Origin of the sequence: Pseudomonas oryzihabitans NBRC 102199 (assembly GCF_000730625.1) — a bacterium.
In the GTDB taxonomy this organism is placed as follows: domain Bacteria; phylum Pseudomonadota; class Gammaproteobacteria; order Pseudomonadales; family Pseudomonadaceae; genus Chryseomonas; species Chryseomonas oryzihabitans.
Genome location: NZ_BBIT01000001.1, coordinates 44,900 through 58,412, shown reverse-complemented (window position 1 = coordinate 58,412; position 13,513 = coordinate 44,900). Strand labels below are relative to the sequence as shown.

The window sequence follows — 13,513 nt, the reverse complement described above, 5'->3', positions numbered from 1 at the left end:
GCCCGTTCTCCTTAGATAACGATCAGATCGGCCTGCAAGGCGCCGGCCTGTTTCAACGCTTCGAGAATGGCGACCAGGTCGCTGGGCGCAGCGCCCACCTGATTCACCGCTCTCACGATCTCGTCCAAAGTGGTACCCGGACCGAACTTGAACATCGGCTTGGCCTCCTGCTTGGCCTTGACGGTCGACTGGGGAGTCACCACCGTCTGCCCACCCGACAAGGGATTGGGCTGGCTCACCTGGGGGTCCTCGCTGATGGTCACGGTCAGGCTGCCCTGGGTCACCGCCGCCGGCGAGACCTTGACGTTCTGGCCGATGACGATGGTCCCGGTACGGGAGTTGACGATGACCTTGGCCACCGCCTGTCCCGGATCCACTTCCATGTTCTCCAGGATCGAGATGTAGTCGACGCGCTGGCTGGGATCCACCGGCGCCGTGACGCGAATCGATCCGGCATCAACAGCGGATGCAACACCCGCGCCAAGTGTCTCGTTGATCTTGTCGACGATGCGCTTGGCGGTGGTGAAGTCGCTGCGATTGAGGTCCAGCGTGATGCTGTTGCCCTGGTCGAAGCCGCTCGGCACCGGCCGCTCGACGGTGGCGCCATTGGGAATGCGGCCGGACGACGGAACGTTGACGGTGATCTTCGAGCCATCGCGACCTTCGGCGTCAAAACCACCCACCACCAGGTTGCCCTGGGCGATGGCGTAGATCTGGCCATCGATCCCCTTGAGCGGCGAGAGCAGCAGGCTGCCGCCTCTCAGGCTCTTGGAGTTGCCGATGGAGGACACCGTGATGTCGATGGTCTGGCCGGGCTTGGCGAAGGCCGGCAGATCGGCATGGATGGACACCGCGGCGACGTTCTTCAGCTGCGCGGTGGTACCCGGCGGCACCTTGATGCCGAACTGGGCCAGCATGTTGTTGAAGGTCTGCACGGTAAAGGGCGTCTGGGTGGTCTGGTCGCCGGTCCCGGGCAGACCCACCACCAGGCCGTAGCCGATCAGCTGGTTGGTCCGCACGCCCTGGATGCTGGCGATGTCCTTCAGCCGATCCGCCTGGGCCAGGGGCATGACCAGGGCCAGGGCGGCAGCGGCGATGAGGGTCTTGAACATGGCGCTCATCCTCAGAAGGGCATCAGCGGGCTGCCGAAGAACTGGCTCAGCCAGCCCGGCTGACTGGCATCGGCGAAGGCGCCGGTGCCCGAATAGGTGATCCGCGCATCGGCCACGCGGGTGGACGACACGGTGTTGTCGGTGGCGATGTCATCGGCGCGGACCATGCCCTGGATGCGCATGAGTTCGTTGCCGGTGTTGAGCGTCAGCCACTTCTCGCCGCGGACCACCAGGATGCCGTTGGGCAGTACCTCGGCGATGGTCACGGTCAGCGAACCGGACAGGCTGTTGCCCTGGGCCGCCGTGGACTTGCCGGTGTTGGAGCGATTGCCGGAGAAGCCGGCGTCCAGGCTCAGGTCGCCGTCGGCCAGGGGATTGGGGATCTTCGGCTTGGCCCCGAACAGCGAGGTCAGCCCGAGGGTCGCCTTGCTGTTCTTGGCGACGTCGGAACTGGCGTTCTTGCTGGCCTGGGTCTTCTCCTGCAGGGTGACGGTGATGATGTCGCCCACGCGGAAGGCCTTGCGGTCGGTATAGAGATTCTGTTCGAACCCCGACTGGAAGATGGCGCCGTTGTTCTGCGCCGCCGGCACCGGCGTGCGCGGCAACACCGGAGCGTAATAGGGATCGTCCGGCTTGGCGGCCGGGGCTACGCATCCTGCGAGTACGAGCGCTCCCAGGAGCGGGGCGACGGCGAACAGAGGTTTCATGGAGCGCGTCCTCACAGGGGATTAGAGCTGTTGACTGACGAAGCCGAGCATGTCGTCGGCCGCTTTGATGACCTTGGAATTCATCTCGTAGGCGCGCTGGGTGGTGATCATGTTCACCAGCTCCTCCACCGTGCTCACGTTGGAGTTTTCCAGGGTGCTCTGCAGCACGGTGCCGAGGCCGTTCAGACCCGGGGTGCCAACCTGGGGCGCGCCGCTGGAGGCGGTCTCGCTGAACAGGTTCTGGCCCACGGCCTGGAGACCGCCCGGGTTGACGAACTGGGCGATCTGCAGGTTGCCGATGACCTGGGGCGCGGCCTGGCCGGCGGTGGTGACCGACACGGTACCGTCTTCGCCGACGGTAAAGGTCTTGGTATCGGCCGGCAGCACGATGGCGGGCTGCAGGGCGAAGCCGTTGGCGGTGACGAGCTGGCCATCGGCATTCAGGTGGAAGGTGCCGTCACGGGTGTAGTTGATGGTCCCGTCGGGCATGGTCACCTGGAAGAAGCCGTCGCCGTTGATGGCCATGTCCAGCGGCTGGTCGGTGGTCTGCAGCGAACCCTCGGTGAAGTTCTTCTGGGTGCCGACGATGCGCACACCGGTACCCAGCTGCAGGCCGGAGGGCAGCTGATTGTCCTGGGTGGACTGGGCACCCGGCTGACGCCGGATCTGGTACAGCAGGTCCTGGAATTCGGCGCGGTCGCGCTTGAAGCCCGTGGTGGACACGTTGGCCAGGTTGTTGGAGATGGTGGTGAGGTTCATGTCCTGGGCGGACAGACCGGTCTTGGCGACCCACAGTGACGACATCATGATGGTATTCCTCGAAGTGCCGGTTTTACGTCGGCGCTAGCCGTTATCAGGAGAATTGCAAAACCTTTGCCAGCGCCGCGTCGTTGTCTTCGGCGCTGCGCATCATCTTCACCTGCAGCTCGAATTGACGGGACAGCGACAGGATCGAGGTCATCTCCTCCGCCGCATTGACGTTGCTCGACTCGACGAAGCCGGACACCAGGGACACATTGGCATCCATGGGCGGCGCCGCCTGGCCCTGCTTCATGTGCAGCAGGCCGTCGAGCCCCTTTTCCATCTGCTTGGTGTCGGGATTGACCAGCTTGATGCGATCGACCTGGGCCAGGGCATTGGCCGCCTGGCCGGAGCCGCGAATGGTGATGCTGCCGTCCTGACCGATTTCCACCTTGGAAGCGGGCGGCACGGCGATGGGTCCGCCATTGCCGAGCACCGGCATACCACTGCCGGTCCGCAGCATGCCGAGGGGGTCGATCTGCAGGCTGGAAGTACGCACATAGGCCTCCTTGCCGGAGGGATCCTGGACCGCGACGAAACCCGCCCCCTGGATGGCCACGTCCAGATCACGCCCGGTTTCCTGCAGCGCGCCGGGCGTGAAGTCCGTCGCCGGCCGTTCGCTCATGGAATAGACGCGCGACGGCATGGTCTCGCCGAACACCTGCATCGAGCGCGCCTGCTCGAGATCCTTGCGGAATCCCGAGGTCGAGACGTTGGCCAGGTTGTTGGCATGGGCGCGCTGGGCCATCTCGTTTTGGCTGGCGCCGGTCATGGCGACGTACAGCAGCTTGTCCATCTGATCCTCCAACGGCGGCCGATTGCCGCCAAGCTTGCGTTCGGAGGTTCTTTAGCAAGGCCCGTTCCAGAAAACGAAAAACCTGCTGAATCAAGGGCTTGAAAACAGAAAAGCCTCCCGAGGGAGGCTTTTCCTGACGTCTGAGCGGCAAGCCGTCAGAGAAACGACATCAACGCAGGTTGATGATGGTCTGGGTGATGGCGTTTTCGGTCTCGATCGTCTTGGCGTTCGCCTGGTAGTTGCGCTGCGCCACGATCATGTTGACCAGTTGCGTGGAGATGTCCACGTTGGAGGCCTCCAGCGCACCGGATTGCAGGGCCCCCAGGGTGCCGGCCCGCGGGGTGCCCACCACCGGCTGGCCCGATTCGGAAGATTCGGTCCAGGAGGTCTTGCCCATGGGCGTAAGGCCCTGGACGTTGGCGAAGTTCGCCAGCACGACCTGGCCCTGCACCTTGGACTGACCATTGGTATAGCGCGCGAAGATCTGGCCAGTGTCATCGATCTCGAGGCCCGACAGCTGGCCGGTGGTGTAGCCGTCCTGGTTGACGCTGGTCACGGCAAAGGCGCTGCTGTACTGGGTCGAGCCACGCATGTCCAGGGTGATGCCAGCCGGATTGGCCACGGCGCCGTTGGAGGACCAGGTCGCCGGGGTGCCGCCGTTGGAAATGGCCGGTACCCAGTTGTCCAGCTTGAGCACGCCCTCGAAGGTGTTGGTGGTGGCGTTATTGACCTGCTTGAGATCGGTCGAGGCCACATTGGCACCGTCGAGCGCACCACTGCTGGTGAACGGCAGAGTCACGGTATAGGGGGTGGCGACCTTTGTGGTCGCATCCTCCTTGGTGGGGTCGCCCGGATTGCGGCCGTCGATCAGCACGTTCATGGTCCAGGAGTTGTTCGCGCCCTTGACGAAATACTGCGACAGGACGTGGGCGTTGCCCTGGCTGTCGTAGATGTTCACCGAGGTCGAGGAGTTGTAGCTGGTCGGATCGGACGGATTGAACGGGGTAGTGGTCGGCGTCGTCTGGGTCGAATTCAGATTGACCGTCTGCTTGATCGAGCTGGACGCCTTGGGCGCCTGGCTGGCGGTCTCGATGCGCAGGTCGCTGCGCACGCCCGGCTGCAGCAGGCCCTGGTCGTTGGTGGTATAGCCCTGCAGCCTATAGCCGTTGTTATCGACGATGAAGCCTTGCTTGTCGGTCCCGAAGTAACCGGCACGGGTGTACTGGATAGCCCCATTGTTGCTGGTGACGAAGAAGCCGTTGCCGTTGATGCCCATGTCCAGCGCGTTCTGCGTGGAATCGATGGTGCCCTGGTTGAACAGCTGGCCGACGTTGCCGAGCAGCACGCCGCTGCCCTGGGCATTCTTGCCGGTGCCCAGTACCGAGGCGGCATAGAGATCCTGGAACTCCGCGCGCGATTGCTTGAAGCCGACGGTGCTGGCGTTGGCGATGTTGTTGCCAGTGATGTTGAGGTCACTGGACGCGGCCTTGATGCCGCTCAAACCGATATTGAAAGACATGCTGGATTCCTCTCGTGTGCCGCGCCTTACTGGCCGACCGCCTGGACTTTGGAGATGCCGATGCTGCCGACGCCGGCAAGGTTGAGTGTCATTTCGCCGCCGTTCTGCCCCAGCGTGACGCTGTCGACGTTGGCCGGCAGACTGGTCTTCATGGCCGTGGTGGTGTCGTTCACGTTCGCCTGGGCCTCGAAGCGATAGGTGCCGGCATCGAGCTTCTTGCCGTTGGCGTCGGTACCGTCCCAGGTGAAGTTCACCAGGCCGCTGGACTGCTGCCCCAGATTCAGCCGATTCACCTGATTGCCCGCGTCGTTGTAGACGTTGACCCAGACGTTCGGGCTGGACGCGGTCAGGTTGAGCGCACCCTTGAAATCCGCACTGGTATCCACCTTGACCTTGTCGGTATCGACGATCACCTTGCGGCCCACCAGGGTGGACGCCTGCAGCGCCTGGGAAGACTGACTGCCGGAGAGGATCGAGCTGACGCTGGTGTTGAGGTTGGTGATGCCCTCGACGGTACTGAACTGCGCCAGCTGCGCGATGAATTCGCCGTTGCCCTGGGGCTCCAGCGGATTCTGGTTGTTCATCTGGGCGACCATCAGCTTGAGGAATTCGTCCTTGCCGAGCTGGCTGCTCTTCTTGGTCTCGCTACCGCTGCTGTCACCCGTGGCACTCGTCTTGTTGACGGAGTACTTGTCGAGCACCGATTGAGCGGTGGAATTGGTCGTGCTTATGGCCATGGCGCCGGTTCCTTACTGACCGAGGGTCAGTACCTTCTGCATCATCTGTTTGGCGGTATTCATCATTTCCGCATTGGTCTGGAAGGCGCGACTGGCCGAAATCATGTCGGCCATCTCTTCCACCACGTTCACGTTGGGGTAGTAGACGTAGCCGTCCTTGTCCGCCATCGGGTGGTTGGGCTCATAGCGCTTCTGCACCTCGCTCTGGTCCTCGACGATGCCCTTGACCTCCACCCCGACCCCGGCCTGGCCCTGGTCGTCGAACAGCGAGGCGCCACCCTGGGCGTCGTTGAGCTGGGCGGCGAACACCGGATGCCGCGCCTTGTAGGTCTGGTCGACGCTGGAAGACACGGAATCGGCGTTGGCCATGTTGCTGGCCACGGTATTGAGGCGAACGTTCTGGGCGCTCATCCCGCTGCCGGCGATGTTGAACAGCGAACTCAGGGACATGGCTATTCTCCGCGCAGGGCCGACATCAGCCCCTTGAACTTGCTATTGAGCAGGGTGAAACTGGCCTGGAAATTCATCGCGTTCTCCGCGTAGTTGGCCTGCTCGACCTGCGCATCCACGGTGTTCTGGTCCACCGAGGGCTGAGTGGGGATGCGATATTTCAACGCCGAGTCGCCCATGCTCATGTCGAAGCCTTCGGCAGCGATATGGCGGCTGTTGGTGGTTTCCAGCTGATAGTGGCCGGAAGCCCCTGGTGCGCTCTTGGCCGCCTGCTCCGCCATCACGGCGCTGAAATCCAGATCCCGTGCCTTGTAGCCCGGGGTGTCGGCATTGGCGATGTTGTTGCCCAACACCTCGGCACGCTGCGAACGGAAGTTCAGCGCCTGCTCGTGCAACCCGAGTGCTTTGTCGAAACTGATGCTCATGTCGAGAGACCTTTGACGTGGCTTGCAAGCGATTTAGCAAGGCCCGTGCCAGTCTCCAGCATCCATCTAAATCAAGGGCTTAGCGCAAGGTGGCAGTCAGAACGACGGCAAGCGGCAAGGTTTTTCCGCCGTCCTTGCCGGGCCCCGAGGCCGGGGCGGCAAAACTTTGGCGCAAAAGAAAGGGCAGACCTGGGTCTGCCCTTGGGGTGTCCATCGACCGGCCTACTTGGCCTTGTAGATGATGCCCGGATTGCACTGCACCATCTGATAGAGATCCGGCAGGCCATTGAGGGCCTCGGAGGCGCCCAGGAACAGATAGCCGCCCGGCTTGAGGGTGCCGTGGATGCGCGTGAGGATGTCCTTCTTCACCTCGGCGGAGAAGTAGATCAGCACGTTGCGGCAGAACACCATGTCGAACTTGCCGAGGCTGGCATAGCTGTCCAGCAGATTCAGCGCACGGAATTCGATGCGGCTGCGAATCGCCGGCTTGACCGCCCAGCGCCCCGGCTGCTGCACGTCGAAGTAGCGCTGCAGGCGCTCCGGGGACAGCCCCCGACCGATCGCCAGCGAATCGTATTCGCCGGACTTGGCCGCGGTGAGAATGGCACCGGACAGGTCGGTCGCCACGATCTGCATGCCGCCACGCCCCTGCCCTGCCGCACTGCGCTCGAATTCGTCCATGGTCATGGACAGCGAATAGGGTTCCTGACCCGAGGAGCAGGCCGCCGACCAGACCCGCAGGCGCTGGCCGAAGGTGTTCTTGGTCAACTCCGGCAAGAGGCGGTTCTTGAGCACCTCGAAGGGATAGGTGTCGCGAAACCACAGGGTTTCGTTGGTCGTCATCGCATCGATGACCTTTTCCCGCAACCCGCCACGGGGCTGCATCTGGATGCGCTGCACCAACTCCGACAACGTCTTGATCCCTTCGGTCTCCATCAGCTTGTTGAGCCGACTGGAGACGAGGTACTGCTTGTTGTCACCGAGCAGGATCCCGCTGGATTTCTCGAGGAAATCACGAAAAAGCACAAAATCCGCGTTGACTGCTGACACTGCCGCTCCGCCTTCTGGATACCGGGATAGAGACGCCTTCACCTAGTGACTGTCGACCGCGTTGATGCGCTCGGCTACCCGGGAGGCAAGATCATCGGGGCGGAACTTGGCCAGGAAGTCGTCCGCACCAACCTTCTTGACCATCGCCTGGTTGAAGACGCCGGACAAGGAGGTATGCAGCAGTATATGCACTTTCTGCATCCGCGAATCATGACGGATTTCCGCCGTCAGGGTGTAGCCATCCATTTCCGGCATCTCGATGTCGGAAATGATCATCAGCAATTCCTCTTCCGGGCGCTTGCCTTCGGCCACCATGGCCTGGAGGTAATTCAGGGCCTGGCGGCCGTCGTTGAGGGAGATGACCTCTACCCCGACGGTTTCCAGGCAGCGACTCACCTGCTTGCGGGCCACCGAGGAGTCGTCGACGATCAGGACGCGCTTGGTGACGGCCTTGGCCTGTACCACTTCGCTGATGACGCCGGCCGATACGGTTTCGACGGACGGTGCGACTTCGGACAGGATCTTTTCCACGTCGATGATCTCGACGAGCTGGTTGTCGACCCGGGTGACGGCGGTTAGGTAGTGATCACGACCGGTGCCCTTGGGCGGCGGGTTGATGCCTTCCCAGTTCATGTTGACGATCCGCTCCACCGAGCGCACCAGGAAGCCCTGCACCTTGGTGTTGTACTCGGTGATGATCACGAAGCAGTTGTTGATGTCTTCCAGCCCACGGCGACCGGTGGCCATGGCCAGGTCGATGATGGGAAAGGTGCCGCCGCGAATGCTGGCCACGCCCCGTACCACCGGACTCGATTTCGGCATCACGGTGAGTTTGGGGCACTGCAGCACCTCCTTCACCTTGAAGACGTTGATGCCATAGAGCTGCGAGCCGTCCAGGCGGAACAGCAGCAGTTCCAGACGGTTCTGGCCCACCAGTTGGGTACGTTGGTTGACTGCGTCCAATACACCAGCCATTTGGCGACTCCTCTCGTTGCCACGGACCGGTTGGAAAACTCGGCACAGGGCTTGCTTAGATGTGACTCATAAAGATCGAAGCGACGTGTTTCCGACCTATGAAGACTTCTTGCCGCTGGGCTGCGAATCTTGTGCTGATCCTGACATGCCTGGGCGGAAAGGCCTATGCAGAAGGCGACTACACCTCATCTGACGAACTTATCGGCGCCGTCGAAAGTTTTCTTGAGGAGCGCGTGCAGGAATATTTGCTGGAGACCCATTCCAACGCGCGCCATGAAACCCAGATCAACTCGCTGGATTCCCGCTTGCGACTGGCCGCCTGCGACAAACCCCTGACGCTGTCGCAGCAGGGCAACCCGACCCCGGTGGGTCGGATAAACGTCAAGGTACGCTGCGAGGGCGCTAGTCCCTGGACGGTATTCGTGCCCGCGCAGGTCAAGCTGTATCGCCCGGTGGTGGTCACGCTGCAGCCCCTGTTGCGTGGCGCGGTGCTGGACAGCCAGAACGTGGCGCTGGTGGAGCGTGATGTCGGCACCCTGACCCAGGGCTACCTGACCAGCCTGGAGCAGGTGATAGGCACCCAGCTGAAGCGTCAGGTGGTCAGCGAGCAGGTCCTGGCGCCGTCCTTTATCGAGCAGGCCGAACTCATTCGTAAGGGCGAGCAGGTGGTCATCAATGCCCGCAGCGCCTCCTTCAGCATCCGCATGCAGGGCGAGGCCCTCAGCGCCGGCGCCAAGGACGAGGAGATCCGCGTACGCAACCTCAGCTCCAACCGGGTAATCCACGGTCGGGTCGTCGATCAGGGCCAGGTGGAGGTAGCCCTTTAGCGCAGGAGCCAAAAGAGGTACCTTGAACGTCCGCTTCCTGAACCTCTGCGCGTCATCCTGTCGAAGGATGTGACGGGGCGCACAGGTCTACGGCTAAAGTTTCGGCATTGCACGCCGATAAGCCGGACATGCGAACGAGACGACACGAGGATCTCCACTCATGGCTCTAGATATCAATCGCCTGAATTCGTCCTCTACTGCGGGCATAGGCAATACCAAGGCGGCGTCCACCAAGGACGTGTCCGCGGCCCAGACCAGCGACGTCAAGGCTACCCAGAGCACCGCCTCCGGCGAGTCGGTCAGCTTGAGCGCTGAAGCCAAGCAACTGAGCTCCCTGACGGCAGGGCTAAAGGATCTGCCGGTGGTCGACAGCGACAAGGTCAGCCGCCTGAAACAGGCCATCGCCGATGGCTCTTACAAGGTCGACAGCCAGAAAGTGGCCGACAAACTGATGGCGTTCGAGTCCTGACGCCCGGTTCGGCACGGCCTTTCTGACGATCGTCTCTAACGTTCGAAAGGAAACCGTGCCATGCCCAATGCCACCTTGCTCGAAATCACCCGCCACGACATCGACCTGAGCGAGCAACTGCTGGCCCTGATCGAGCAGGAATTCCAGGCATTGAGCGACCGTCAGCTCGATCGGCTGGAAGCCCTGCTGGGCACCAAGCAGATCCTGCTCAAGCAGCTCGACCAGCATGCCCAGCAGCGCACTGCCCTGCTTCAGGCCCACGGTCTGCGCGCGGATCTGCAGGGCTTGCAAGCCCTGGCTGCGCGGCTACCCGATGGGGAAGAACTGCTGGCGCTTTCCAGTCGGCTCGCGCAGCTCATGGAGCAGTGCAAGGCGCACAACGTCCGCAATGGCCAGATCATCCAGGCCAACCGCTTCGTGGTCGGCAAGCTGCTGAACGTGCTGCAGGGCACCTCGGCACCCACGCTGTACAACCGCCGCGGCAGCCAGACCGGTGGCGGTTATCAGCGTCCGCTGAGTTCGGCTTGAGCTCGAAGCTTTTCCCCCAACGCGTTTTTGCTGTACAGATGGCAGCTAGCCAGTATTCTTGCTGACCGCTGTTTACAGGAGTTTCCAGGTGCAAGGTTCTTCCGCTAGCGACAACGCCGCTCAGCCACCCCAGATCTATCGCTCCAAGGGCGAGATCCTGGCCTGCCTGCGGCCGGCGCAACAGCAGCACATTCCGCTGCGGATCACCTTCAATCGTCAGGGGCAGCAATTCCAGAGCTTCGTCGTCGAAATCGACGAAGCCAAGGGACTGATCGCGCTGGACGAGTTCATCCCACGCGAAGCCGAACGCCTGCTCGAACAGGGCCAGGCGTTTCGGGTGGACAGCTTCCACGAAGGCATCAAGGTCACCTGGCAGATCGATCGCCCGGTCGAGTTCAGCGAACTGGACGGCAATCGCTGCTATTGGATCGGCCTGCCCACCGAGCTCACCTATCACCAGCGGCGCAATGCCTATCGGGTCAAGCTGCTGCTGACCCAGCCGGCGACGGCCGAGTTGAGCCAGGGCAATAGCCAGATCCAGCTGCGTGGTCAACTGATCGACCTGTCGGCCACGGGCTGCAAGCTACGCTTTCCCGGCAACGTGACCCACTTGCTGCAACCCGGGCAGCGGGTCCAGAGCTTTACCGCCGAGTTGCCCATAGGCGCCATCAACACGCCGGTGACCATCCGCCACGTCGCCTGTCCGGACCGCCTGGAATACAGCGACGTGGGCGTCTGCTTCGACAACCTCAGTGGCGCAGCCCAGCGCCAGGTCGAGCGCTTCATCTACCAGCTGCAGCGAGAAAATCGCCGGTTCGAGTGACCGATCGGGCGCCCACGGCTGCTGGGCGCCCTCCTCCAACTCTCAGGTCGCCTTGGATTCAGGCGGATTCCGGGGAAACTCGATCTCTTCCTGCAGAGGTGCCCCCTCCTCGGCGGGTTCCTCCTCCACGACCGGTTCAGTATGCATCTGGTCGTGTACCACCTGGCTATCGACCCGTGGATCCAGCGCGGCCGCCAGCGGCGAACTGGTCGACCCTTCGGGCATCTGCACATGGCTCAGCGGCGCCTCGTCGACCAGGTGCTTGCCGGTGACTGCATCCGGCCGGATGCGCCAGATCAGGATAGCCCCGCAGAGGACGACGAAGGCATAGAGCATATTGGGTCCGACCAGATTCATCAGCGCCCCCACCACCAGCGGACCGATACAGGCACCGATGCCAAAGGTCACCAGCAGCATGGCACTCAAGGAGACCCGGCGCTCCCCTTCGATATGGTCATTGGACAGCGCCACCGCCAGCGGATACAGCACGAACTGCAGCAGGCTGGCGATGAGGCCGAGGGGTAGCAGCACCACTGGCGGCACATGGGGCAGCACGGCCAACGGCAGGGCGGCGAGAGTCAGGGCGATGGCGACCACGCGGATCAGCCAGCTGCGATCGTGCCGATCCGAAAGCCAGCCGATCGGCCACTGGGCGATCAGACCGGCGAAGATGCAGCAGGCCATGAACAGGCCGATGCGCTCGGTGGGCAGGCCCTGGGCGCTGGCATAGAGCGGCGCCAGGCCATAGAAGGAGCCGATCACCAGTCCGGCGACCAGGGTCGTCGTCAACGACTGCGGAATCCGCTGGATGAAGAACGTGGGCTCCAGCGGCGCCGGCTTGAGCGGCGCCGGGTGGATCTTGCCGGTGACCGCTACTGGCACCAGGCACAGGGCATAGCAGATGGCGACCAGCATCAGCTTGTCGACGCCGAGATCGGGCGAGAGCACCAGCACCACCTGCCCCAGCGCCAGGCCAAGGTAGGAGGCGGTCATGTAGCCGGAAAAGACCTTGCCCCGCTCGCCAGGGCCAGCCTGCTCGTTGAGCCAGCTTTCCAGCACCATGTACTGGCACATCATCCCCATGCCGATCAGTACCCTGAGCGCCAGCCACACCGGCAACCAGGGCAGCAGGCCGATGCCCAGTACCGCGGCGCCGACCACCCCGGCGCAGGTCACATAGGCGCGGATATGGCCAACCTTGGCGATCAGCCGATGCCCGAGCTTGCCGCCTATCACCAGTCCCGCGTAATAGGCGGCGGTCAGAGCGCCGACCCAGAGTCCCTGCACCTGATCGGCGGCCAGTCGCAGGCCGAGATAGGTACTCAGCAGACCGGTCCCGATCAACATCAACAGCGTCGCGAAATAGAGCCCGCGAAACGCCGACAGCACACGCACCATTGCCTACTCCATCGTCTCTTGCGCATCAGGCGAGCGCGACGGGATCAGCTTCGTCGTTGCGCCGCCAACTGGGCATCCTCGCCCAGGCGTGGGTTGTAGTGGCCTGCACAGGCCTTCATCAGTACCTGCAACACCGACAGATTACCTCTGACGCTGCTGATCTTGGTGGGTACCTCGCCCTTCGGATAGCGCCGCACGGTGGGGAGTTCCACGCAGCGATAGCCCAATTTCGGTACCCGGTAGGACAGATAGGCCAGCAACTCGTAGGTGGTGAACTCGTCGCGGAACGGTGCCACGCGCGGATCCAGCAGCATGGCCCGGCTGTAGGCGCGGAAACCCTGGGTGGTGTCGGTCCAGTGGAAACCCGAGGCCAGGCTCAGCATGGGTGCATGGATGAAGCGAATGGCGAAGTCACGGGACTTGGGGGTGTTCTCCGCCACGCCGCCAGCCAGAAAGCGCGAGGCCTGGACGAAATCGTAACCCTGCTCGATGGCTTCAATGAAGCGCGGAATGGCGTCCGGGTCGTCTTTGTCGTTGCCGTCGATGGTCACGATGCCGGTGTAACCCTCGTCGAGGACGAAGGCATAGGCGCAGCGCAGCTGGGCGCTCAGCTTGCCCGGCGCGGTCTTGACCAGCAGCCCGCGGACGCCCAGTTCCTGCAGCCGTTGCGGCTCCAGCGAGCCATCGGTGCTGCCGCCGTCGACGATGATGACATCGGCGATGTCGGCGATCCTGACCGCCGCCATGCGCCGCAGGAGATTGAGAATGCGCTCGCCTTCGTTGATGACCGGAATCACCACGCAGTGCGGGCGGCTACGGCCGTTCCAGAAGGTCGTCGAATAGCTGGGCACCTGCCAGAGGGCGCGCTCGGTGGCGGGAATTGCAGTAGTCATAGG

At 62.9% G+C, this 13,513-nt stretch carries 16 protein-coding genes; 4 read left to right on the top strand and 12 right to left on the bottom strand.

Annotated features, from left to right (window positions below; all coding sequences use genetic code 11):
• Positions 1-11: 11 nt before the first annotated feature.
• The 10 genes from POR01S_RS00275 to POR01S_RS00230 all read right to left on the bottom strand — a co-directional run bounded on the left by POR01S_RS00275 (position 12) and on the right by POR01S_RS00230 (position 8,572).
• On the bottom strand, positions 12-1,112 hold the full coding sequence (locus POR01S_RS00275) for a flagellar basal body P-ring protein FlgI (protein ID WP_007160438.1): 1,101 nt from the start codon (positions 1,110-1,112) through the stop codon (positions 12-14).
• Positions 1,113-1,123: 11 nt separating this feature from the next.
• Entirely contained in the window at positions 1,124-1,819 is a 696-nt protein-coding gene (gene flgH / locus POR01S_RS00270; protein ID WP_027601645.1) for a flagellar basal body L-ring protein FlgH, read from the bottom strand.
• A 21-nt stretch (positions 1,820-1,840) separates the two neighbouring features.
• Positions 1,841-2,626 (bottom strand): flagellar basal-body rod protein FlgG, encoded by a 786-nt coding sequence (gene flgG / locus POR01S_RS00265; protein WP_027598031.1) that lies wholly within the window; start codon positions 2,624-2,626, stop codon positions 1,841-1,843.
• 46 nt (positions 2,627-2,672) lie between these two features.
• Positions 2,673-3,416 carry a flagellar basal-body rod protein FlgF gene (gene flgF, locus POR01S_RS00260; RefSeq protein WP_042132915.1) on the bottom strand — a complete coding sequence of 248 codons (744 nt, stop codon included), beginning with the start codon at positions 3,414-3,416 and terminating at the stop codon, positions 2,673-2,675.
• Positions 3,417-3,585: 169 nt separating this feature from the next.
• On the bottom strand, positions 3,586-4,935 hold the full coding sequence (flgE, locus tag POR01S_RS00255; protein WP_027601643.1) for a flagellar hook protein FlgE: 1,350 nt from the start codon (positions 4,933-4,935) through the stop codon (positions 3,586-3,588).
• A gap of 26 nt (positions 4,936-4,961) precedes the next feature.
• Positions 4,962-5,672 carry a flagellar hook assembly protein FlgD gene (locus tag POR01S_RS00250; protein ID WP_042132913.1) on the bottom strand — a complete coding sequence of 237 codons (711 nt, stop codon included), beginning with the start codon at positions 5,670-5,672 and terminating at the stop codon, positions 4,962-4,964.
• Between the two features lie 12 nt (positions 5,673-5,684).
• On the bottom strand, positions 5,685-6,122 hold the full coding sequence (gene flgC, locus POR01S_RS00245; RefSeq protein WP_027601641.1) for a flagellar basal body rod protein FlgC: 438 nt from the start codon (positions 6,120-6,122) through the stop codon (positions 5,685-5,687).
• A gap of 2 nt (positions 6,123-6,124) precedes the next feature.
• Positions 6,125-6,547 (bottom strand): flagellar basal body rod protein FlgB, encoded by a 423-nt coding sequence (flgB, locus tag POR01S_RS00240; protein WP_042132910.1) that lies wholly within the window; start codon positions 6,545-6,547, stop codon positions 6,125-6,127.
• A gap of 222 nt (positions 6,548-6,769) precedes the next feature.
• Positions 6,770-7,597, bottom strand: coding sequence for a protein-glutamate O-methyltransferase CheR (gene cheR / locus POR01S_RS00235; RefSeq protein WP_027601640.1), 828 nt, complete (start codon positions 7,595-7,597; stop codon positions 6,770-6,772).
• Between the two features lie 42 nt (positions 7,598-7,639).
• A complete protein-coding gene (locus POR01S_RS00230) occupies positions 7,640-8,572 on the bottom strand; it encodes a chemotaxis protein CheV (RefSeq protein WP_007160449.1) in 933 nt (310 codons plus the stop codon).
• 98 nt (positions 8,573-8,670) lie between these two features.
• Here POR01S_RS00230 and flgA point away from each other — a divergent pair, with 98 nt between their 5' ends.
• The 4 genes from flgA to POR01S_RS00210 all read left to right on the top strand — a co-directional run bounded on the left by flgA (position 8,671) and on the right by POR01S_RS00210 (position 11,219).
• Positions 8,671-9,399 carry a flagellar basal body P-ring formation chaperone FlgA gene (gene flgA, locus POR01S_RS00225; RefSeq protein ID WP_081875130.1) on the top strand — a complete coding sequence of 243 codons (729 nt, stop codon included), beginning with the start codon at positions 8,671-8,673 and terminating at the stop codon, positions 9,397-9,399.
• A 160-nt stretch (positions 9,400-9,559) separates the two neighbouring features.
• The gene (flgM, locus tag POR01S_RS00220) at positions 9,560-9,868 is read left to right on the top strand and encodes a flagellar biosynthesis anti-sigma factor FlgM (RefSeq protein ID WP_027598038.1); all 309 of its coding nucleotides are present in this window, start codon (positions 9,560-9,562) and stop codon (positions 9,866-9,868) included.
• Positions 9,869-9,928: 60 nt separating this feature from the next.
• Positions 9,929-10,396 carry a flagella synthesis protein FlgN gene (locus tag POR01S_RS00215; protein ID WP_042132905.1) on the top strand — a complete coding sequence of 156 codons (468 nt, stop codon included), beginning with the start codon at positions 9,929-9,931 and terminating at the stop codon, positions 10,394-10,396.
• Between the two features lie 88 nt (positions 10,397-10,484).
• Positions 10,485-11,219 carry a flagellar brake protein gene (locus POR01S_RS00210; RefSeq protein ID WP_027601637.1) on the top strand — a complete coding sequence of 245 codons (735 nt, stop codon included), beginning with the start codon at positions 10,485-10,487 and terminating at the stop codon, positions 11,217-11,219.
• A gap of 42 nt (positions 11,220-11,261) precedes the next feature.
• On the opposite strand, the gene POR01S_RS00205 is transcribed toward POR01S_RS00210, so the two are convergent.
• Positions 11,262-12,617 (bottom strand): MFS transporter, encoded by a 1,356-nt coding sequence (locus POR01S_RS00205; protein ID WP_042132903.1) that lies wholly within the window; start codon positions 12,615-12,617, stop codon positions 11,262-11,264.
• A gap of 44 nt (positions 12,618-12,661) precedes the next feature.
• On the bottom strand, positions 12,662-13,510 hold the full coding sequence (locus POR01S_RS00200) for a glycosyltransferase family 2 protein (RefSeq protein WP_027598042.1): 849 nt from the start codon (positions 13,508-13,510) through the stop codon (positions 12,662-12,664).
• Positions 13,511-13,513: the final 3 nt, after the last annotated feature.

Bases quoted from the DNA above. Each gene is read 5' to 3' on its own strand.
- POR01S_RS00275 (WP_007160438.1), bottom strand. From the start codon at position 1,112: ATGTTCAAGACCCTCATCGCCGCTGCCGCCCTGGCCCTGGTCATGCCC.
- flgH (WP_027601645.1), bottom strand. From the start codon at position 1,819: ATGAAACCTCTGTTCGCCGTCGCCCCGCTCCTGGGAGCGCTCGTACTC.
- flgG (WP_027598031.1), bottom strand. From the start codon at position 2,626: ATGATGTCGTCACTGTGGGTCGCCAAGACCGGTCTGTCCGCCCAGGAC.
- flgF (WP_042132915.1), bottom strand. From the start codon at position 3,416: ATGGACAAGCTGCTGTACGTCGCCATGACCGGCGCCAGCCAAAACGAG.
- flgE (WP_027601643.1), bottom strand. From the start codon at position 4,935: ATGTCTTTCAATATCGGTTTGAGCGGCATCAAGGCCGCGTCCAGTGAC.
- POR01S_RS00250 (WP_042132913.1), bottom strand. From the start codon at position 5,672: ATGGCCATAAGCACGACCAATTCCACCGCTCAATCGGTGCTCGACAAG.
- flgC (WP_027601641.1), bottom strand. From the start codon at position 6,122: ATGTCCCTGAGTTCGCTGTTCAACATCGCCGGCAGCGGGATGAGCGCC.
- flgB (WP_042132910.1), bottom strand. From the start codon at position 6,547: ATGAGCATCAGTTTCGACAAAGCACTCGGGTTGCACGAGCAGGCGCTG.
- POR01S_RS00230 (WP_007160449.1), bottom strand. From the start codon at position 8,572: ATGGCTGGTGTATTGGACGCAGTCAACCAACGTACCCAACTGGTGGGC.
- flgA (WP_081875130.1), top strand. From the start codon at position 8,671: ATGAAGACTTCTTGCCGCTGGGCTGCGAATCTTGTGCTGATCCTGACA.
- flgM (WP_027598038.1), top strand. From the start codon at position 9,560: ATGGCTCTAGATATCAATCGCCTGAATTCGTCCTCTACTGCGGGCATA.
- POR01S_RS00215 (WP_042132905.1), top strand. From the start codon at position 9,929: ATGCCCAATGCCACCTTGCTCGAAATCACCCGCCACGACATCGACCTG.
- POR01S_RS00205 (WP_042132903.1), bottom strand. From the start codon at position 12,617: ATGGTGCGTGTGCTGTCGGCGTTTCGCGGGCTCTATTTCGCGACGCTG.
- POR01S_RS00200 (WP_027598042.1), bottom strand. From the start codon at position 13,510: ATGACTACTGCAATTCCCGCCACCGAGCGCGCCCTCTGGCAGGTGCCC.